17 protein-coding genes are annotated in these 19,926 nt (G+C 44.1%); 14 read left to right on the forward strand and 3 right to left on the reverse strand.

Annotated elements, in window-relative coordinates:
* Positions 1–8 precede the first annotated feature (8 nt).
* Positions 9–2,558 (forward strand): hypothetical protein, encoded by a 2,550-nt coding sequence (locus tag MHI24_RS20065; protein ID WP_340021290.1) that lies wholly within the window; start codon positions 9–11, stop codon positions 2,556–2,558.
* A gap of 27 nt (positions 2,559–2,585) precedes the next feature.
* Here the strand turns inward: MHI24_RS20065 and MHI24_RS20070 are convergent, their stop codons facing one another.
* Positions 2,586–3,302, reverse strand: coding sequence for a GntR family transcriptional regulator (locus MHI24_RS20070; RefSeq protein WP_340021291.1), 717 nt, complete (start codon positions 3,300–3,302; stop codon positions 2,586–2,588).
* A gap of 199 nt (positions 3,303–3,501) precedes the next feature.
* Here MHI24_RS20070 and MHI24_RS20075 point away from each other — a divergent pair, with 199 nt between their 5' ends.
* The 5 genes from MHI24_RS20075 to MHI24_RS20095 all read left to right on the forward strand — a co-directional run bounded on the left by MHI24_RS20075 (position 3,502) and on the right by MHI24_RS20095 (position 8,928).
* Positions 3,502–4,482 carry a BadF/BadG/BcrA/BcrD ATPase family protein gene (locus MHI24_RS20075; RefSeq protein ID WP_340021292.1) on the forward strand — a complete coding sequence of 327 codons (981 nt, stop codon included), beginning with the start codon at positions 3,502–3,504 and terminating at the stop codon, positions 4,480–4,482.
* Positions 4,479–5,807, forward strand: coding sequence for a 6-phospho-beta-glucosidase (locus MHI24_RS20080; protein WP_340021293.1), 1,329 nt, complete (start codon positions 4,479–4,481; stop codon positions 5,805–5,807). Before MHI24_RS20075 ends, MHI24_RS20080 begins: the two co-directional genes overlap by 4 nt.
* Positions 5,808–6,012: 205 nt before the next feature.
* Positions 6,013–6,477: a hypothetical protein gene (locus tag MHI24_RS20085; RefSeq protein WP_340021294.1), complete on the forward strand. Its 465-nt coding sequence runs from the start codon at positions 6,013–6,015 to the stop codon at positions 6,475–6,477.
* Positions 6,478–6,865: 388 nt separating this feature from the next.
* The gene (locus tag MHI24_RS20090; protein WP_340021296.1) at positions 6,866–8,431 is read left to right on the forward strand and encodes a limonene hydroxylase; all 1,566 of its coding nucleotides are present in this window, start codon (positions 6,866–6,868) and stop codon (positions 8,429–8,431) included.
* A 35-nt stretch (positions 8,432–8,466) separates the two neighbouring features.
* Complete coding sequence (locus tag MHI24_RS20095) at positions 8,467–8,928, forward strand: hypothetical protein (RefSeq protein WP_340021297.1); 462 nt, start codon at positions 8,467–8,469, stop codon at positions 8,926–8,928.
* 69 nt (positions 8,929–8,997) lie between these two features.
* Here MHI24_RS20095 and MHI24_RS20100 read toward each other — a convergent pair whose 3' ends face one another.
* On the reverse strand, positions 8,998–9,492 hold the full coding sequence (locus MHI24_RS20100; protein WP_340021298.1) for a hypothetical protein: 495 nt from the start codon (positions 9,490–9,492) through the stop codon (positions 8,998–9,000).
* 97 nt (positions 9,493–9,589) lie between these two features.
* Between MHI24_RS20100 and MHI24_RS20105 the strand changes: the two genes are divergently transcribed.
* The 4 genes from MHI24_RS20105 (at position 9,590) to MHI24_RS20120 (ending at position 12,822) form a co-directional block, all read left to right on the forward strand.
* A complete protein-coding gene (locus tag MHI24_RS20105; protein ID WP_340021299.1) occupies positions 9,590–9,916 on the forward strand; it encodes a DUF3139 domain-containing protein in 327 nt (108 codons plus the stop codon).
* A 106-nt stretch (positions 9,917–10,022) separates the two neighbouring features.
* Positions 10,023–10,430, forward strand: a complete 408-nt coding sequence (locus MHI24_RS20110; protein ID WP_340021300.1) for a hypothetical protein — start codon at positions 10,023–10,025, stop codon at positions 10,428–10,430.
* 150 nt (positions 10,431–10,580) lie between these two features.
* Entirely contained in the window at positions 10,581–10,910 is a 330-nt protein-coding gene (locus MHI24_RS20115) for a nucleotide pyrophosphohydrolase (protein WP_340021302.1), read from the forward strand.
* 19 nt (positions 10,911–10,929) lie between these two features.
* Positions 10,930–12,822 carry a DUF2075 domain-containing protein gene (locus tag MHI24_RS20120; RefSeq protein ID WP_340021304.1) on the forward strand — a complete coding sequence of 631 codons (1,893 nt, stop codon included), beginning with the start codon at positions 10,930–10,932 and terminating at the stop codon, positions 12,820–12,822.
* Positions 12,823–13,016: 194 nt separating this feature from the next.
* On the opposite strand, the gene MHI24_RS20125 is transcribed toward MHI24_RS20120, so the two are convergent.
* Positions 13,017–13,367 carry a helix-turn-helix transcriptional regulator gene (locus MHI24_RS20125; protein ID WP_340021305.1) on the reverse strand — a complete coding sequence of 117 codons (351 nt, stop codon included), beginning with the start codon at positions 13,365–13,367 and terminating at the stop codon, positions 13,017–13,019.
* A 126-nt stretch (positions 13,368–13,493) separates the two neighbouring features.
* Between MHI24_RS20125 and MHI24_RS20130 the strand changes: the two genes are divergently transcribed.
* The 4 genes from MHI24_RS20130 (at position 13,494) to MHI24_RS20145 (ending at position 19,720) form a co-directional block, all read left to right on the forward strand.
* Positions 13,494–14,309 carry a hypothetical protein gene (locus tag MHI24_RS20130; protein WP_340021306.1) on the forward strand — a complete coding sequence of 272 codons (816 nt, stop codon included), beginning with the start codon at positions 13,494–13,496 and terminating at the stop codon, positions 14,307–14,309.
* Between the two features lie 162 nt (positions 14,310–14,471).
* Positions 14,472–15,350: a DUF4007 family protein gene (locus MHI24_RS20135; protein WP_340021308.1), complete on the forward strand. Its 879-nt coding sequence runs from the start codon at positions 14,472–14,474 to the stop codon at positions 15,348–15,350.
* A 10-nt stretch (positions 15,351–15,360) separates the two neighbouring features.
* Positions 15,361–18,837 (forward strand): hypothetical protein, encoded by a 3,477-nt coding sequence (locus MHI24_RS20140; RefSeq protein ID WP_340021309.1) that lies wholly within the window; start codon positions 15,361–15,363, stop codon positions 18,835–18,837.
* A gap of 4 nt (positions 18,838–18,841) precedes the next feature.
* Positions 18,842–19,720, forward strand: coding sequence for a hypothetical protein (locus MHI24_RS20145; RefSeq protein WP_340021311.1), 879 nt, complete (start codon positions 18,842–18,844; stop codon positions 19,718–19,720).
* Positions 19,721–19,926 lie beyond the last annotated feature (206 nt).

The following is a 19,926-nucleotide window of genomic DNA, read 5'->3' on the forward strand; positions in this document are numbered from 1 at the left end:
AGCTTACCATGGACAAGATGAAAAGAACTGGCATGAAGATCACGGGTGGACTGCTTGCCTTAACGTTGTTCGTACTGCCGGCGGCGCCCGTGCTTGCGGAGAAGCTGCCTGGCGCGGCCTACGCTCCTGTTCAGCTGGAGGCTGTGCAGACCAAGGAAATGACCTATTACAAAGCCGGATCAGCCTCCATCCCGGGCACTATTGAATGGGTCACCGACACTTCAGCGCTCAAATTCCTGCCACTCTCGGTCATTGGCGATGTAACCAGTGTGGTTCTGGACGGGGGAGTCTACTGGATTGGAACGGAGACCGGCTTACAGCGGGTTGATTTCGGTGCAAAAGACACCAAGGATATTGTGCAGTATATGGCCGGACCGAGGTATCTGTATGGCGGAGACGATCATGTGACGGGACTTGCCAGTGACGGACAGAACGGCATCTGGGTCCGGACGGCGAGCGGTGTCACGCATATCGCGATGCCGGAGAAGACGCTGCATGACAAATCCTTTATCTATGAGGATCTGGTGCAGTCGATTCTGGACCGGCGCGGCATGGTGCATGGCGCGGGCTTCACCTTCACGGAGACGGACAGTACGCTGGATGCGGTCAATTACAACTCGGCGACCGGAGTATTCACATCCACGCCTACCACCAGCGATAATGACGGTCTATGGACAACGATGTATGCCATGGGCGAAATTTTCCGCTATAAGGCATTGCAGGAGCAGTACGGAATCAGCCCGGCTTCAGAGGAGCAGGCCGAGATTGCAGCGGCCAGAGCGGCAGCGCTTAGAGCGACCAAGGCAGTGTTGCTGCTTGATTATGTCTCCGGCCGCGGTAACGGGTTCCCTGCACGCTCCTATATGCTGACCAGTGAAGCGAGTGCGGCAACAGTAGGTAATTCAGTCTATGGCTACCAGTCCCAGAACGGCTTCTGGTTCCAGAACTTCGTCGGGCCGGACATGGTTAATCCGAATGGAATCATTCCAAGCATGCAGCGTGACGATGGAGTAGCGCCGATCGGCTATTCCATGGTCAGAGTAACCAAAGACGCAGAGAGCAAGAAAGGCTCCACCCTGTTCCCGAGCGGAGGTACGGATGTACTGAACTACAATGGACTTGGACTTAGTCAAGCCGCCATTGACGAGCTGAATCTGACGCGTCCTGAAGGCGAGAAGCTGGGAATTGATATTAAGACCCGGGTTGGAACATCCGTAACCGGCGCAGTGTATCAGGTGCTGCCAGTCATTACGGCCGCCACGAACAATAATGACGCCAAGGAAGACAAAACAACGGGCCTTCATAATAAGCCGCTGTTTCAGCTGACAGCTCCCGTATATGAGCAGATTCCGCAATTCTTCAACGATCTGTTCCCGGAGAGCGCCATTGTGGACGGCCATATCGACATGAACCAGATTGTGTATAAGGCAGATACTTCGGCAGATGAAGTGGACGGCCATTATGCCATGTTCTATACCGCCTATAAATATCTGATCGGGGACAGCGCCGATCCTGAGCTGCTTGAGCTTAAATCCCTTATTGAAGAAACCACGCACCGAATGACCGAGCTGATCCTGAAGGATGACCATTATTACATTGAGGACGCTACCGGCAAATCAACCCAGTGGTCCAGATGGTTCGCCAAATACTTCAATGACAGCGTTGGGACCATGGAGCGGCAGGAGCAGTGGAAGTCCAAAATCGGCGTCGATGAGAACGGAGACGATGCGCTGTCCTACGGGTACGAGGATGGGCCGCTCAACGCCCTGCAGGTGATGGCTGCGCTGAAATCGGCGAGTTATATTGTCGCTAAGAGCTATCCGGCCGATGCAGCCAAGTATGAGCTGGCGTATGAGCAGGCTTTTGCAGGCAGCTACAGCAAGGAAGAACCGTATATCAACGGCAAGGGCTATATGGCGATGGCCCAGGAATATATTGAACGCAGACTTGTCCGCCAGGCGACCAATGCTTACAGCGAGAACAATAACCAGCCGGTAACGATGGACAATGTGGGAGCCGACACTAACACCAATGCTACGCTGCATAATGACTGGACCCAATATATCAATTATTCGGATGAGGAGCTGGGCTGGTTCCCGGTATTCATTCTGGTGACTCTGGAGCAGGATGCAGACCGGCATGCGCAGATTGTAGCGGCCTTCGACCAATGGTACTCCAATGAGGTGCGGGAGGAGAATCCGTTCTACACCTTCCTCTATCAGCTGGCGCATCCCGACAAGACCGATGTCGATCTGCAATCCGCTGTCCGCTTCCTGTACCGTTTCCCGGAATTCCAGATTGAATTCCCGGTGCAATGGGACCGTCAGGATGTCCTGTATATTGAACCGGGTGACCGCGATGATTACAAGCAGACGAATTACGCGCTGGCTCCGGACGAACGGCGCATCATTAAGCATAACTCGAATCCGTTCGAGAATGACAGCCAGACAACCGGTGCCAATCCGGGGTATAACTACCGTTCGGGCAGCATTGAGGCGGGTTCGGTGTTCACGCTGCCCTACTGGATGGGGAGATATTTCGAGATTATCAAGGAGTAACAGGGGGGACTGGGCAGAAGGTGACCTTCAGCCGAACTGTCTCTCAATCGTATAACTGGGGAAATCCCCCCGGAATACCCCGAAGCTGTACTCCAGCGGCGAACCGTCAGCCAGATAAGTAAAAGTTCTCACTTGCAGGCAAGGGGAGCCTTCTTTGACACCCAGCAATTTGCTGGCGGTTTTGTCCGCGAGTACCGGCTTCAGCTGCTCCACAGAGCGGTGAGCCTTCAGGTTATACTCTGATTCCAGGAAGGAGAAGAGCGATCCGTCCTTATAATCATTGATAAGCCCGGGGGCAAGATCCCAGGCGATATAGGTAGTCTCGTACAGGAGCGGTTCATGATCGGCGTAGCGGAGCCGCAGTAGCTGGTTAACCGGAGCTTTGATTGGAATATTCAGGAATTCATTGAGCGGAATCTCCGCAGGCGTCACCTTGGCTTCGATGATCTTACTGGTTGGCTCTTTGCCGCTCATCAGTACATCCTCAGTGAAGCTGCGCTTCTGGTTAAGCTGAAGCTCCTTCCGTTTGACGAAGGTGCCCTTGCCCTGGTGCCGCTCAAGAATATCCTGGACCTCCAGCTCGCTGAGCGCGAGGCGGATGGTGGTCCGGCTGGCGGAGAACATCTCGCATAGCTCGGCTTCCGTAGGAAGCTTCTCTCCGACGGCATAGTGGCCGGATTGAATCTGTTTCAGCAGTTGTTCTTTAATATTGAAGTATAATGTATTATTTGTTCTCTTTGTCATTACAAGTGTCCTCCGATGGCAATTTGTTATATTATATCACGGAACTAGAGCGGGAGAAACCACTGCGTAACAATAGAGATTACAAGCTGAAGGAAAGCTGTTCGTGCAATATCAGCGTAACAAAGCTAGGACATTTGTAGGAACAATGTCTGTAATTATGACTATTAATATAATAATGGATTAATCAGGAGTGGAAGCTATGTACCTGGCAGGTGTAGACGGCGGCGGAAGCAAGACCATCGCCGTTATAGCGGATCATAACGGCAGAATTCTGGGGTCGGCAGTGACCGGCTGCGGGAATCATCAGATCATTGGAGTCCGGGCGGCTGTGCTCAACATTCGCGGCGCGCTGTTCGGTGCACTTGCGAAGGCAGGGGTCGGCATGGAGCAGCTCGATTATGTGCAGTTCGGTCTTGCGGGCGCGGACCGCAGGGCGGATATGGACAAGCTATATCCCGAGATCAGCAGTCAGTTGAATCTGCGGAGCTGGAGTATTGTCTGCGATACATTCGAAGGGCTTCGTACCGGGAGTCCGGATAACACTGGAGTGGTGCTTGTCTGCGGAAGCAATACGAACGCGGCCGGCCGCAACCGGCTCGGGCAGACGGTGCAGATCGGCGGCTTCGATACCCTTTTCGGGGACCGGGCCGGCGGCTTCTATCTCGCGGCACAGGCGTTCAGCAGAGCGGTGCGCTGCTGGGAAGGAAGGGAGCCGTACAGCGAGCTGGTGGAACGGATTCCGCAGAGGCTGGGTTTTGCGAGCTTCGAAGAGATGGTGGACTGTTATCTCGACGATGACATCACTGCGGCGCCGCTGGAGCTATCGCTGGTTGTTCATGAAGCGGCGGCTTCAGGGGATTGGCTCTCCCGCCAGCTGCTTGCCGACATGGGCAGAGAGCTGGGGATCTCTGCGGCGGCTGTCATCCGCAAGCTGGGCGGATTCGGAGAAGCTGAGGTGCCGGTTGTCCTTACCGGAAGCATCCTGCAATCGGGCAGGAGCCCGCTGCTGCTGGATGCACTGCTTGAGGCAGTGTGGGCGGAGCATCCCCGCGTCACACTGGTAATCCCGGAGCTGCCGCCTGTATTCGGTGCCGTGATGCTGGCAATGGACCAGCTTGGCCTGCCTGTAACCGGTGCAATCATAGAGCAATTCAAGAGAGACGGAGGAAATCACAAATGAAGAAGACACAGTTGAAGCTTGCAGTGATCGGAGGAGGCTCCTCCTATACGCCGGAGCTGGTGGAAGGCCTGATCCGGTATCATGATGAATTCCCGGTGGCTGAGCTGTACCTGGCCGATATTGAGGCAGGGGCGGCCAAGCTGAGTATCATCGGTGAACTCGCGCAGCGTATGATTGATGCCAGCGGCAAGCCGATTAGGCTGCATACGACACTGGACCGGCGCGAGGCGATCCGCGGTGCAGATTTTGTCGCTACACAGATCCGTGTCGGGATGCTGGATGCACGCTCCAGAGATGAGAAAATCCCGCTGGCCCACCACCTAATCGGCCAGGAGACCACCGGAGCAGGCGGCTTCGCCAAGGCGCTGCGCACCATTCCGGTCATTCTGGACATCTGCCGGGATATCGAGGAGCTGGCTCCGGAGGCGTTCATGATTAACTTCACCAATCCGGCCGGTATCATCACAGAAGCCGTCTCCAAGCATTCCCGGGTCAAGTCTGTGGGGCTATGCAATCTTCCAATCAGTACGAAGATGCAGATCGCTGAGCTGTACGGGGTTCCGCAAGCGGAGATGTTCATTGAGATCGTCGGCATCAATCACCTCAACTGGACCACCCGGGTGATGATGCAGGGGGAGGATGTGACGGAGGACTTCCTGAATAAGCTGTCCGGAGCCAAGGGGCCGTCAATGGCCAACATCCCTGATCTGGAATGGGATTCCGAATTCATTCAGTCTGTGGGTGCGCTGCCTTGCCCGTATCACCGTTACTATTATATGAAGGAAGAGATGTACCGGGAGATCTCAGAGCATTATCAGGAGACCGGCAAGACACGCGCCGATGACGTGAAGGAAGTCGAAGCCGAGCTGTTCGAGATCTACAAGCAGCCTGAAGTCAACAGCAAGCCAGCTCAACTAGAGAAGCGCGGAGGCGCCTACTATTCGGAAGCCGCAGTTCAATTGATGAAGTCCATCTATAACGACACCGGCGATATCCAGACCGTCAATGTGCGCAATCAGGGGATCATTCCTGATCTGCCCGCCGATGTCTCCATTGAGATCAACTGCGTCATCAAATCCGACGGCCCGCACGCCCTGGCCCCCACCAAGCCGCTTCCTCCCCAGATCCGGGGCCTGCTGCAGGTCGTGAAGGCTTACGAGGAGCTTACAATCGAGGCTGCCGTTAGAGGAGATTATGCCTCCGCCCTGCAAGCCCTAACCATCCACCCCCTCGTAGGCGACGAGCACATCGCCAAGGAAGTCCTGGCGGACATCCTGGAGCAGAATGCCGATTACCTGCCGCAGTTTAAGGTGCGGGTGAGATAGAGGATTTTATTATAGCGACAGCCCCTTTCAGTAGCGTAACAGGCTGCTGAGGTGGGCTGTTGTTATTTATGAGGAAGAATATGGCGTGAAGTATTGTATATTTGTAAAATAGGTGAGATAAGGGGAGGGAGGCCAGCTAGTCATTGCTTTTTTGGTGTAGGAGCCGGGAGGATGGGCTGAGTAGACGGATATATAGGAGGCTAAGATGGCATTAGTACATGAGTTTTATCTGATTCCTGCTGTAGGAGATGCAGAACACTTATGGATGAACATAGCTAATAACCCGAAAGTAATGGATAGTGTGGTCATACATGACGACATTATTCTGTACATAAACGATACCTTGAAGTGGATTCCAAGCAGTAATCCGGCGTTACCGGGAATGCCGACAGGTGCCGGAATTAACTATTACGGCGTGACTCTTTTCGATCAGCACTCGGCGGCTGCCTTGCACAGGATCTTCTCCGCTTGGAGAGACCTGTTCCTGAATTCACCACAAGTGTTAGAGCTCACCGGAGAATTCTATACTATTGAGGGCGAAGAGCAGTCTGGGCAGTATGAACGATTGATCTACGAGCGGCATGAGGTTATTGAGCAGTTTGCAAAGATGATTTCATTTGCGGATAGGCTTTTTGAAGGCGGGTTTTATTTGTTTCATTGCGGGATTTAGCCTTAAGGCTTTTGAATGGATCAGACCTGAGCATATGGAGCCAACAGGGGACAAAGAATTAGGGCAGATTAGGGCGTTACTGGAAGAGCAGATTAGCGAATGCAGAGAGCTTTTAAAGGAGCTGTGAAACGGAGAGGGGCTACTCTACACAACCACAATGACGGTAAACAACCTGGGGAAGCTTGATGTGTATCAATACATCTATTTCCTGAGTCAGCATGCCAAGCGGCATATTGTGCAAATGCAGAGGGTTAGGGATGAGTATACAGAGCAGAGAGACCAGGGAAGAGCCTTGTTGTAATACTTTTGCCATACTCGTTACTATCAAATTAAGCCATTATAGATACAGAAGTGTACTGAAGAAATACAGGAAGAGGTGTTGTGCACAATGGTTATTTTCTTCGATAGAGCGAAACGCCCGCTGTGGGAGGGCCGCCCCTCCATTTACTCCTATATTAAGGAGCAAGGGCAATCCGTGGATGGATCACTGCCGGATGACGATGAATTCTGGGCCGGTGATCGAATGAGATGGGTGGCAGGAGGCCTAGATGGTGCCTTTGGTCATCATGCTGGACCTGATAAGATGACAGATGAGACTAGAGAGCTGGTTCAATTGCTGGCGAAGCATTCCAGAAAGCCTAAGGACTCAACGAGAAAAGCCCTATATGCCAAGCTAGTTAAGACAGATGTAGGCGGCATGATTGATGCCATTATAGATGAGGTGCGCAAGCAGCCCGGCATTAAGCCCGAATCCGTATTCCTTGAAGGGAAATGGCTCGCGGAGAATGCAGCACACCGGAATGCGGTCAAGTTCGGCATTGCTATGCTGGGTCTTTTTCAGAACGGGCAAGTCAAGGATTTGCTTCTAACGCTGGGGAGACATGAGGAATTTACACTGTATACGACGGTTGCAATCTATAATGGAATGGAAGATAGCAATCAGGTGCTGTTTGAACTCGCTCAAGAGGTACATGGCTGGGGAAAAATACATATCGTCGAGAGACTCGAACCCTCCAGTCAGGAGATCAAGGATTGGCTGCTGCGGCAAGGATGCCGCAATAACGTCATGAACCAATATTTAGCCTGCATTTGTGCAAGAAATGGTGGCTTACGGGAAGCACTTTCGGTTGACCAGGTGGATGGCGAATTACTGGATGGAGCAACCGATATCATTGAAGCTCTTTTGAATGGCGGCCCGGCTGAGGACATCGATGATTATGAGGATGCACCACAGGTGTTATTTGATTATGTAAGGCTTATCCGGGAGCAAGGGACAACAGTACTGCATCTTTCAGTTATATTTAGTATTTACGGTTTTGTATCTGAGGATGAGGAGAAATGGGCTGCCCGGAATTCTGCAAGCTGGAACGAGCAGTTACAGAGCGATATCCGTGCGGGTTGTGAGCGGATTATCGCAGACCCCAAATGGAACAGTATCGTTATGAATGCTGTACGCAGCGGCAATTTAACCGATGCTTACTACGGTGGTGCTTGTGCAGAGAAGCTGGGGATAGATATCTGGGACACGCTCTACGAACAGCTTACTGCTGAACCGCTAGAGGAATTCTATTACTATCAACTCATGAAATCAGACGATAGAGACCGGATTCAAAGATTCGTTCAGTTCGCCACAGGGCACCTCCCCTTGCAGCAGATCGCCACTGGCCCCGGGACTGAGATGGGATTCGGCGAAGAATATGCAGCACACCGGAAGCTGGGCGCTATCTTGCAGAGCCTGGACAGGTTCGAGGGGATAGGCGCAGAGCTAATCCTCACTGGCCTGAACAGTCCAGTCATCTCCAACCGGAACATGGCAATCAACGCACTGGAGAGCTGGGACGTTTCATCCTGGGGAGAGCAGCTAATTCACGCAGTCGCACATTTGTCGGAATTGGAGCCTGAAGAGCAGGTGAGAGAACGGCTGGATCAGCTCCGTAAGGATAAGGGGTTATAGGTATTTGTGAGTTTTCTTAGAGAAGGGGATTTATAATGAAAAAACAAACCAAATACCTGCTAGGAATCGGGGCTCTAATCATTGTTTTGGTAGCAGCTGTCTTTGTATATAATGCTCAGAAGACGACTTCTTTCAAGAAACTGATCACCGATAAAATTAATGTTAATGAAATATCGGCCATTTATATCACCCAAAGATCTTCAGGTGAAGAAGTTAGGCAAGATGAAATTAAAATCGAAGATCGGGAAAAAATAAATAAGCTCATGGCTGAGTTCAATAAGTTAGACTTGAAGAGTGCACATGACGGAAAAATTAAGCTTGTTCCCTATACGTATACCATTCGGATATATGTAAATAGAGAGGCTAGATTCGGCATAGACATATTTAACAAATTTAATATTTCCTTGTATGACAGTAGTAAGACCAAGAATAGACTGCGTGAGTATTCAACCAACAATGGTGAAATAATAAGTAAGCTGGAGAATTATTTTAAATAGACCATGAACCAAAAGGTGTTCTCGAAGGAGCACCTTTTTCTTTCACTATTTTAAATTCAGGATCGGCAATTAATCTATAGTCCTTAACCCCCAATTGCCTGCATCATCCTTCACGAAGTAAAAGGAAAGATTGTCAACCTTAACATCCGAACCATCCTTAACTTTAACCTCTAGAGTTACAACAGTTCTTCCAGCAGAATCATCCTCAACAGAAATTAGCTTATCAAAAGAATACTCTTTGCCCAGCATAAAGCCGTGTGCGTCAGCAGACTGATCATTTGCAAAGGCACTCTTGAATTCTTTCTCATTATTGTTCACTAAAGCCTTCATTACTGCATTCAAACTATTTGTAATCTGTTCATTCAACTTCGTATCATTTACATCGCTTAACTCAATGAATATACCTGTTTTAAAATCGTCCTGGTCTGGTGATGAGTGTGGCGCTGAAGGCTGTGTGTCTTGACTTGTAGCTTCTTGTTTGGGGGTATCATTGGAATTCCCTGCACAGCCTGCTAAAATTCCTATAATTAAAGAGCACGCTATAATCTTTGCGATTTTGTTCATGCTAACCCTCCTTCGGTTTATTGCCTTAGCCTGTAGGGGATGCAGGTCCGATCCTTCGGCTGAAATAGCTTACTACAATATACAAAGGGGATTTGTCATGAAGAAAATAAAAATACTACTCTTGGTAATTGTTCTGATGGCTTGCGCCTTAGGACTAGCTGGATTAAAAATATTCAAAGATAAAACAACAAGCGAAGTAGAAGCATACTTAATAGAAGAACAAGGGTATAATCCGAATGATATATATGAGATTTATACTCAAATTGGTAAAGCTCCTCTGGTGAGTACGACCGTCATTTTTGATGATGATAGAAGCTCCAGATATTTGTATCGTAAAGAAAATGGAAAGATATATCAATACAGTAGGGCTCCTGTCCAAGGTGTGGACGATGGAACAAAACGATATAAGCATGTTGAAGAGTGAAAAGACGAGGCCTTTCGCGAAGCCGATTAGATTACCCGTAGTGCTACCAATAAAACCATAAGCATACAATTGAACAAGCTCTCAAATATTTGTATGGAGGAATATCATGAAAAGATTGATAGGGGTTTCTCTATTGATACTATTGACCGCTTGCTCTAACCCTCAAGAATCTAACCCAACAAAGAAGGATATTACCTTTACCGAAATTAAATCCTCTCTAAGCAACGCATCACCTATATTAAAATGGAATGACCAAATATATTTAATAACTGACGAAAAGGTATCTGCCAGTGAAATTGAGTTGGAAATCGGAACAGTTACCAGTTACTCTATCACAGGCGAAAAAATGACACCGAACAATTTTTCGAATTATTATGGTACAGGCACACCATTTTTCATTATTAAAGGGAAAGACAAAGTAAAAGAATTAGCGATCCAAACTAGTAAAGAAACCTTCGTGAAGGCAATAATTCCAAAGGCAGTTACCAGCTCCAATTCTGAATTCCAACTCTAATATGGTTCAAACCACGCTGCCGGGCTCCAATAGGAGTCCTTTTCTGTGTAATTTTAGGAATATCATAGATTTACATTAGGGATTGGGCTATCATTATTGCATACAGAGAAATTGTGGAAAATTGAATTTGACCAACGGGCGGAGGTACACATGGACGAATTAATGCAGAGAATCATTCAATTCCGTGACGACAGGGACTGGAAGCAATTCCATGATCCCAAGGATCTGGCGCTCTCGATCACGCTGGAGTCTAGCGAGCTGCTGGAGCTTTTTCAATGGAAGAACAGTCAGCAGGCTATAGAGCAGCATTACTCCGACATGCAGGACGAAATCGCGGATATTCTTATCTACACGCTAACGCTTGCCCATGATCTGCAGATCGATGTTAAGGAGGCTATCCTCCAGAAGATAGACAAAAACGCGAAGAAATACCCCATATCCAGCTCCAAGGGAAGCTCACAAAAAAGCACACAGCAGTGAATGAACAGGGGAGAGCTCTATGATTATCTATGAATCGACCAAGCAGCAATTTATGGATGATGTGACCGAGGATACGATCGCCGTAAAGATTCATAACCAGTACGTTCAAAAAATCGGCAGGGCTGCCATGGGCGAAATCAATGCCTGGAACAATTCCATGAACTATCTATATAAAGTACTGAACACCTCGGACATTCCAGATGACGCAGGAATCGCGATTGAATATAGAATTCCGGCGCAGCCAAGAAGAGTCGACTTCATGATTACAGGCTTGAATGAACAGGATCAATACTCCGTGGTTATCATCGAGCTTAAGCAGTGGACAGAAGTGGAGACGGTTGAGGATGCGGATGGTCTGGTCAGAACCTTTTTTAACAGAACCAAGACAAGCACGCAGCATCCTTCGAAGCAGGCATGGTCCTATGCCAGACTCATTCATGATTACAACGAGAGCGTGCAGAACGAAGCGGTCCAGCTCTATCCTTGTGCGTATCTACATAACTATATTCAGAAAGATAATGACCCCTTATTGCACCCTGTCTACGATTCATACATTGAGGAAGCGCCGATTTTCTCCAAGGGAGATGCTCTAAAGCTAAGAGGGTTTATCACGACCTACATTAAAAAGACCGACAGAAGCAAATCACTATACCTTATAGAGCACGGCAAAATTAAACCCTCCAAATCGCTGCAGGATGCACTCCTCAGTATGCTCCAGGGAAATCAGGAATTCATTATGATCGACGATCAGGATGTTGTTTATCAAGAAGCTTTAAGATTAGCGAAGCAAGCCCGGTCTGGAAAAAAGCAAGTCCTGATCGTCGAAGGCGGCCCGGGAACAGGCAAGTCGGTGCTTGGCATTAATCTGCTGGTAGAGCTTACCGCCCGGGAACTCGTCTGCCAATATGTAACCAAGAATAGCGCCCCGCGTTCCGTGTATATGAAGAAGCTCCAGAAGAACGTGAAGAAAGCGGTCATCGATAACCTATTCAAAGGCTCAGGTGTATATTATGATGCATTGCCCAATGAATTCGATTGCCTGATTGTGGACGAGGCGCACCGCTTGAATGAGAAGTCCGGCCTGTTCAAAAATAAAGGGATCAATCAGATGATGGAGATCATCCGTGCTTCCCGGTTCTCGGTATTCTTCATCGATGAATATCAGAAGATTGCCATGCACGATGTAGGCAGCAAGGAGCAGATCAGGCACTATGCGGAGCTGATGGATGCCGACATCACGGAGATGACCCTGTCTTCCCAATTCCGGTGCAATGGCTCGGACGGATATTTGGCATGGCTGGATGATGTGCTCGAAATTCGTGAAACGGCGAATGCAGACGGCTTCGACTTCGAGTATGACATCCGGCTCTACGATGACCCGAATAAGCTGCGGGACGAAATCTTCAGCAAGAATCAGATCAATAACAAGGCCCGAATGCTCGCCGGCTACTGCTGGGACTGGAAGAGCGATGGCAAGAACAATCCCGGCGTGCATGATATTCAGCTAGAGCAATACCAATTCTTCATGAGCTGGAACCTGAGCAATACCACCACCTGGGCCATCGACCCGGAATCCATCGAGCAAGTAGGCTGCATCCACACCTCCCAAGGTCTGGAGTTCGACTATGTCGGAGTAATCATCGGCGAAGATATGCGCTATGAGAACAACCGGATCATCACCGACCCTTTCAAGCGTGCGAAGACAGACAAGTCCCTGTCAGGCTTCAAGACCCTGTACAAAAAAGACAAGGACGAAGCCCTCCGCATAGCCGATCAGATTATCCGCAACACCTACCGGACCCTAATGACCCGGGGAACGAAGGGATGTTATATCTACTGTGTTGATCCTCATCTGAAGGCGTACTTGCAGAGGCGGTTGGCTTTGCAGGGGGCGGTGGTGGGGTTTGGTTGAGGGTAGCAGCGTTCTATAGAGAACTATCATTGATTTGAAAAGATGGAGGATCAGATTAATGGAGCGGGTAACCCCGTGCCAACAATCTGTCCTCTATTTTGTTATAAGGGGGTTACGTGTTCAATAGCAAATTAAGATGCATTTTGGAAAGTTTTCTAGATTAAAAAATTACAAATTAGTCCAAACAACTTTTGTTATTTCTTCTGTTTTAACTGGTAAAGACGATACATTTCTAATTCTTCTTTTAACCGCTGCGCCTCATCTGCTGTTATTTCCTCTAAATTATCCTGTCCAAAGAAAATATAAGGTGGACGGTCTTCTTTTATTAACTCTTTAATGTATGTTCTTTCTTCTCTTCCAATCAAAAAATCCACAGACACTTCAAAATAATCTGCAAGCCTAATTAATGTATTTACATCAGGAATCCTCTTTTTAGATTCGTAACCGGAGATTGATACCTTTGATACTCCTATGGAATCTCCTAATTGTAATTGTGTAAGGTTGTTCTGAATTCTTAACTTTTTTATTCTTTCCGATATTAGCATTAAACCCACCTCAGAAATATCTTACCCCAAAGTTAACAAGAAGTTAATAAATATAATTGAAGTTAACATATGGTTAACCTATAATGAAAATTAACAATGAGTTAACTTTGTTAGGGAGGATGAAGTATGAAAAGAATAGTTTTTTTATCAGGTGGGATTGGAAGTTGGGCGGCAGGAATGAGAGTGATGCAGAAATATGGAAGTGAGGATATCATAAACCTATTTACTGATACGAAAAAGAAAAATGATGGACATCCTCATCGGGGCGAGGATCAAGATTTATACCGATTTTTAAATGAAAGTTGGGGATATATCGGTGGGGCTTTGGAATGGATGTCTGTAGGTAAGCATATATGGCAAGTTTTTGAAGAGGTAAGGTATATGGGGAACACAAGGATTGATCCGTGTAGTAGGATACTAAAAAGGGAGGCGGCAAGGAATTGGATTGAAAAGAGATTTTCTCCAGATGAAGTTACTTTATATCTTGGAATTGATTGGACTGAAGAGCATCGCGCAAAAAAGTGTAGAGACTATTGGAAACCGTACCATGTTGAGTTTCCACTAATTAATGAGCCATATTTGTCTAAAGAGGATATGTGTATCTGGGTTGAAAAGTACGGAGTTAATAGACCACGTTTATATAATATGGGTTTTTCACATAATAATTGTGGGGGATTTTGTGTGAAAGGAGGGCAAGGACACTTTTACAATTTATTAAAGCAAATGCCTGAACGATATGCTTATCATGAAGCCAAGCAAGAAGAACTTTTTCTAATCATAGGGAAGAAAGTTCCTTTCATAAGAAGAACAATAGATAAACAGATGAACTATTTAAGTTTAAAGGAATTTAGGGAGCAAATAGAAAAGGACGAGTTGAACAATAAGGAAATATCGATTGATTTAATGGACATCGGTGGGTGTGGCTGTTTTAATGACATTTGAAAATGAATGTTTACTATATATAATTTCATGAAAACGTTACAAAACACAATAAATAGAACATAAGTTCCTTAAAAAACTATCCATATTTTATATCTTGGTGTATAATCATCCCTGGAGACTATTCTCCAGGGATGATTATTTAAGAAAGGAAGTCCTACATATATGGCTTATGCTAGACATCAAAGTTTCTATATAAGAGATAAGTGGTTCAGCAAAGGATTAAGGGCAGTAAAACAAAATAATAGGTTTTTCTTCAATGAATATGCATTTGAGACAATTGGGCTTGGAAAAAATATGCTTGAAGCTTTAAAATATTGGTTGTTTGCTTTTGATGTTGTTGAGGAACGAACAATAGAGGGACAACGGATACATGTATTAACGGAATTAGGAGAAATTTTATTTAATAGTGATCGCCTTTTGCAAAAAAATGAATCGTTGGCTATTCTTCACTATCACTTGGTAAAGAATAAAAATGATCAATCAACAGTATTTGATTGGTATTTTAACAGCTATCGAGAAACTTCTGTTAGCAGACCTGATTTACTTAGTTCCTTTGTAACATGGGTTAGCCAAAATGAGGCGAAGGATATATCAGGAAATTCTTTGAAACGAGATATAGACTGTTTAGTTCAATTCTATACTAAATCGCCTGATGATAATGATCCCGAGGATACTATGTTTTCCCCATTTTCGAAACTAAAGTTGATGAGAAGTGAACGCTCAGGGGAGAGCTTTGATACAATCAAAAAAATAATCCCTGAGCTTAATTCAATTGGAATAGCCTCACTTTACTACATCCTTCTTGATCTTGACTCTATCCCTGAGGATCGGCTTATTAGTGTCGATGAGATTGTGAATGGTGATAACCTATGGGGGAAAATATTTAATCTGTCTCGGAATAAGGTGGTTGAAGCGCTAAATATTCTTACTAACCACGAAAAGTATCCGATTGAGTACGTAAGAACAAATAATTTGGACTATATAAGAGTACCGTTGATTACGTCGATTGAGTTTATTAAGAGTGAGCTTTTGAAAGGATGAGCTACTAGATATGGCTTTTAAGTCCAGTATTAACATAAAATTCGATTTGGGGAACGCTGATTTAATAACACGTTATATTCCCACGCCTTCCCATGCGGAGGCGATGAAAGGGATAATTAATGGTTTTACTGCTGATGCCAATCGAGCACACATTATTGTTGGTCCATATGGCACAGGTAAATCACTGTTAGCTAATGTAATTGGAAGTATAGTATCAAAAATGGCTAGCCCTTATGATATCGAAACATTAGTGGGGAAGTTTGAACAAGTTGATGATCAAATAGCTTCGAAAATCAAAATAGTTAGTAAACTATCAAAACCCTATTTACCGATTTTATTGAGCGGTAATGAAGGAAGATTTAGACATTCTATTTTATCCGGAATAATAAAAAAACTTAAAGAAAAAGGGATTGATGTTGTATTACCTGGGTTATCCACTAAAATCATAAAGTCTGTTGAGGTGTGGGAACAGCAATTTCCTAATACTTATCGTGAGTTTTGTCATCAGTTGAAGAAAGATGGGAGAAATCCTGACGATTGGATTGAAGAGATAAAAAAGCAAAATGAAGTTGAGATTAAATATTTTTCAGCTATCTATCCATTTCTTAGTGCTGGCGCTAATTTTGATATTGACTACGATTATAGCTTTCTTTCACAAATGGAGTACTTAACAGCCGTTCTTCAGGATAATAACCTGGGAATATTTGTGGTTTACGATGAATTCGCAAGATTTTTACAGGGTTTGAATACGGCTAGATTTAATGAAGCAATGCAAGATATTCAAGATCTTGCTGAGCTAGCCAATAGATCTAGTTCGATTCACTTATTGCTTATTACTCATAAAAGCTTGCGATACTATTTCAGCTCTTCTAATGAGGACGCAGCAAAGGAATTTCAGCGTATTGAGAAAAGGTTTAGTCAATATTTAGTTAAAAGTGACCAAGTAACTTTTCTAAGGATTGCTGAAATCATATTAACAGAGAACCTTAATCAAAAGCCGATTATAAGTACTAAAGAGTTCAATAGTACACGGGAAATGTTGAGGAAATACCCTCTCTTTCCTAGTATTAATCAAACGGAGCGAGATGAACTTGTGGTTAGAGGGATGTTTCCTCTTCATCCCGTAACGATCTTTCTGTTACCAAATCTGACTAGAGTATTTGGACAGAATGAAAGAACATTGTTTACTTTTCTAGAAAGCCAAGAAACTGGTGGTTTATTGAATCATATTAATAAAACTAATGACTATTATTTAGTACATCAGTTATTCGATTTTTTCTTTCCTGATTCTTATGATATCGGCAATGAAGATTTTTCTGAACATATTCTTCTCTATAGAAAAGCAGTGGCTCGTCTTCCTGAGGGGTTCTTAAATAAGAAATCGGCAATGAATTTAGTGAAAATCATAACCCTTTGGAATCTGTGTGCAGTGCAAAGTGAACAGAAATTGAACACCGAATTTTTAAAATTTGCTACTCGAATTAATGAGGAAGAACTATTAGAAATTTTACAAATATTAAGCACGCATAAGGTTATTCGATTTAATCGAGTGAATAATTATTGGGAATTATTTTCAGGTAATTCAGTTGATTTGCAAGAAAAACTTGACCGTGAGAAGCAACTGTTAAAAATAGACCCAGCTAGAGAAATTGAGGTATTACACAATAATCTAATAAACAAATTTTACCTGCCGGAACGTTACAACGATGATAAGGGAATGACTCGCTTCTCTGCAGTGAAAATTGTATACGGACTAGACATAATAGAAGGCAAGTTGAATCAATGGGCTAACGGTTACGATTTAATAATATACTATGTCTTAGCGAATGACCAAGAAATGTATATCACGTTAGATTTAATCTTACAAGATTTAAGCAAAAGATCGGACAGGGAGTTATTCTTTTTACATCCTAAACCGGTATCAGCGATTTTACCTGAAGTATATAATTATAGTGGATTGGATCTATTAAGAAAAAACAAGGATTTGCTCTCTGAAGATAAAGGCGTTAAGGAAGAACTGGAGATACTCCTTAATGAAACTAAATTTAGAATATCCTCATATTTGTCAGAAATATCTTCTTTTAACGAAGAAAAGGATTGGTATATTTGTGGAACAAAAGTATCGATTGCTTCTGAGTTTGATTTAGCAGAGATACTGTCGGATAAGTGCTATGAGTTGTATAATTGTACTCCTGTGATTTTGAATGACTCATTTAATAGGAACATGATCTCGGGGGTACAGAGAAATGCAGCAATACAGATAATTGATAAAATGATTGAGGATCCACGTAATCAGGATTTTGGTATTAAAGGGAATGGACCTGACTATGCTTTATTTGCTGCTATATTTAAAAATAATGATAGGCTTGATGAGAACGTCAATAGCTTAGATTACTCAAACATAAAAAATGAATCCTTTCTTGCACTTAGAACAAAATTGATTGAAAAATTAGAGAATAATCCTACAGGAGATTTTAAAGATATAGTCGAGCTATTTTTAGCTCCACCTTTTGGGATTAGAAAACCATTGATTCCTATTCTTCTAGTAGCATTACTTAGGGATCGTTGGAATGAGTTTATGTTGTATCGGAATGATATGTTTGTTCCAGGTATTAATGGTGCTAAGTTGTTTGAAATTATATTGGAAATAGGCGCGAATAACTACCAGTACGCTTATGAACACATAAATGATAATTATATTGAATTCTTTAACACAATTGAAAGATACTTTGTTGATTTTATAGAAACGCGATTAAATAACCAGTCTAGACTCATATTCATTTGTGGTACTCTACTGAAATGGCTAAGATCACTTCCAAGGATAGCGCAAACTTCATTAAATGTGGACGAAGAATTTAGAAGTTTCAGGGATCTTATTAAAAGGTCTGAGGTAGATCCTCAACAATCAGTTGCACAGCTAATGAGCCGATATTATCACAATAAAGAGCAGTTATTAGTAATTAAAGAATATGCGGAGAATTTCACTACATTGCTAAAAAAAGAGCTGGCTAGTAAGACATTGCAAGTGGTGGGTGTCAGTAGCTTTAATGACTTGGAAAAATGGATTGAGACCCAGAAAGCTGAAAGATCTTACTCGATTAATAAGCTGCCAGAAAGAATCGACGCTGCTCTTTCCTACGAGAACGAAGAAACATGGATAGAACGATTTCCAGAAGAGTACGTTGGGGTTAAAGTGGAGGATTGGTCTGATACCACGCATGATTTATTTTTTACACAGCTTAAACATGATTTAAAGGAATTGATATTAACAGATAATGAGATAAAACAAAATAATTTAAATGTAGTCTCATTTCAACTTAACAATAGTAGAAAACTAATAAATAAAGTTGATCTATCTGTTAAATCTACAACGATCTATTCGAACCTGGAAAGAATTGTGAATAGTGCTGGTAAAAATGTACCACGTCAAGAACTCGAATATCTTATCTATCAACTGTTTGAAAATTATGTAGTAAAATCGGAGTGATAATATGGACATCCAAGAAAAAAAAGTTGTACATGTAGCTATGTTCAGTGGCGGAGCTGGAAGTGCATATGTTGCTAATCATATGGTGAAAACTTATGGCAAAGAAAATTGTATTTTGTTTTTCACTAACACCTTATGGGAAGATGAAGACAACTACCGTTTTATGGAAGAAGTAGCCAGACATGTGGAGTTAGAAATAACAGAAAGACTCGATGGAAGAACCCCAGAGGAAGTTTTCTATGACGAGCGATTTCTTGGCAATTCGCGGTTGGCTAAGTGCTCTGAAGAGCTTAAAGTAAGACAAACCATTCTCTTTTTGGATGACGAGTTAAGGAATCAAAAGAACTTAGAACCAATACTCTATTTTGGAATTGGTCCACATGAGAAACAGCGTGCAGTTAATTTAAAAGAGTTTTACGAGCACCGTCCGATAGAGCCTATTGAAACACGCTTTCCGCTAATCGAATTATTCAGAGAGGATCTTGATGCCAAAGGAATTATTCGAGATGAATGGGGAATTGATTTGCCTCGAATGTACAATATCGCAGAACAATTAGCGGAGAAAGAAAATAACGAAAATGCCAAGTTGGCTCTGAAATATGGTATTAAAGGCTTTTCTCATGCGAATTGTGCTGGCAGATGTGTACGGGGCGGCTTCCAACACTATGCCCTTTTATATTCGATTTGGCCAGAAAGATATCGGGAGCAAGAAGAGATGGAGGAACGTTTTAGAGCTGATTTTAAGAAGGATGTATCAATTCTTAAAAAAGATGGTAGTTCCTATACAATGAAAGAATTTCGCGAAGTCATGGAAAGAGAGGGGTTTGAGAAGTTTTTGTTTAAAGCAGATGCGGATATTCCTTGTGTTTGTTCGTTTTCTTGATATACAAAAAGAAGCTTCCTATTTAAAGGGAGCTTCTTTTTGTATAAAACGAAATCAATCCAATGATATTTTGTTTCTGCAAGCGATCATTTTGGCGATATTTATGATAAAAGATTATTATAAAAGTAGCCTAGGATTTTTGTTATAAGAATCAGTCCTATTGTTTGACAGTCTTCATTTGAAGTATTTGGAAAAAAAGCTGTGAC

Source organism: Paenibacillus sp. FSL K6-1096 (genome assembly GCF_037977055.1).
In the GTDB taxonomy this organism is placed as follows: Bacteria; Bacillota; Bacilli; order Paenibacillales; family Paenibacillaceae; genus Paenibacillus_AQ.

Bases quoted from the DNA above. Each gene is read 5' to 3' on its own strand.
- MHI24_RS20065 (WP_340021290.1), top strand. From the start codon at position 9: ATGGACAAGATGAAAAGAACTGGCATGAAGATCACGGGTGGACTGCTT.
- MHI24_RS20070 (WP_340021291.1), bottom strand. From the start codon at position 3,302: ATGACAAAGAGAACAAATAATACATTATACTTCAATATTAAAGAACAA.
- MHI24_RS20075 (WP_340021292.1), top strand. From the start codon at position 3,502: ATGTACCTGGCAGGTGTAGACGGCGGCGGAAGCAAGACCATCGCCGTT.
- MHI24_RS20080 (WP_340021293.1), top strand. From the start codon at position 4,479: ATGAAGAAGACACAGTTGAAGCTTGCAGTGATCGGAGGAGGCTCCTCC.
- MHI24_RS20085 (WP_340021294.1), top strand. From the start codon at position 6,013: ATGGCATTAGTACATGAGTTTTATCTGATTCCTGCTGTAGGAGATGCA.
- MHI24_RS20090 (WP_340021296.1), top strand. From the start codon at position 6,866: ATGGTTATTTTCTTCGATAGAGCGAAACGCCCGCTGTGGGAGGGCCGC.
- MHI24_RS20095 (WP_340021297.1), top strand. From the start codon at position 8,467: ATGAAAAAACAAACCAAATACCTGCTAGGAATCGGGGCTCTAATCATT.
- MHI24_RS20100 (WP_340021298.1), bottom strand. From the start codon at position 9,492: ATGAACAAAATCGCAAAGATTATAGCGTGCTCTTTAATTATAGGAATT.
- MHI24_RS20105 (WP_340021299.1), top strand. From the start codon at position 9,590: ATGAAGAAAATAAAAATACTACTCTTGGTAATTGTTCTGATGGCTTGC.
- MHI24_RS20110 (WP_340021300.1), top strand. From the start codon at position 10,023: ATGAAAAGATTGATAGGGGTTTCTCTATTGATACTATTGACCGCTTGC.
- MHI24_RS20115 (WP_340021302.1), top strand. From the start codon at position 10,581: ATGGACGAATTAATGCAGAGAATCATTCAATTCCGTGACGACAGGGAC.
- MHI24_RS20120 (WP_340021304.1), top strand. From the start codon at position 10,930: ATGATTATCTATGAATCGACCAAGCAGCAATTTATGGATGATGTGACC.
- MHI24_RS20125 (WP_340021305.1), bottom strand. From the start codon at position 13,367: ATGCTAATATCGGAAAGAATAAAAAAGTTAAGAATTCAGAACAACCTT.
- MHI24_RS20130 (WP_340021306.1), top strand. From the start codon at position 13,494: ATGAAAAGAATAGTTTTTTTATCAGGTGGGATTGGAAGTTGGGCGGCA.
- MHI24_RS20135 (WP_340021308.1), top strand. From the start codon at position 14,472: ATGGCTTATGCTAGACATCAAAGTTTCTATATAAGAGATAAGTGGTTC.
- MHI24_RS20140 (WP_340021309.1), top strand. From the start codon at position 15,361: ATGGCTTTTAAGTCCAGTATTAACATAAAATTCGATTTGGGGAACGCT.
- MHI24_RS20145 (WP_340021311.1), top strand. From the start codon at position 18,842: ATGGACATCCAAGAAAAAAAAGTTGTACATGTAGCTATGTTCAGTGGC.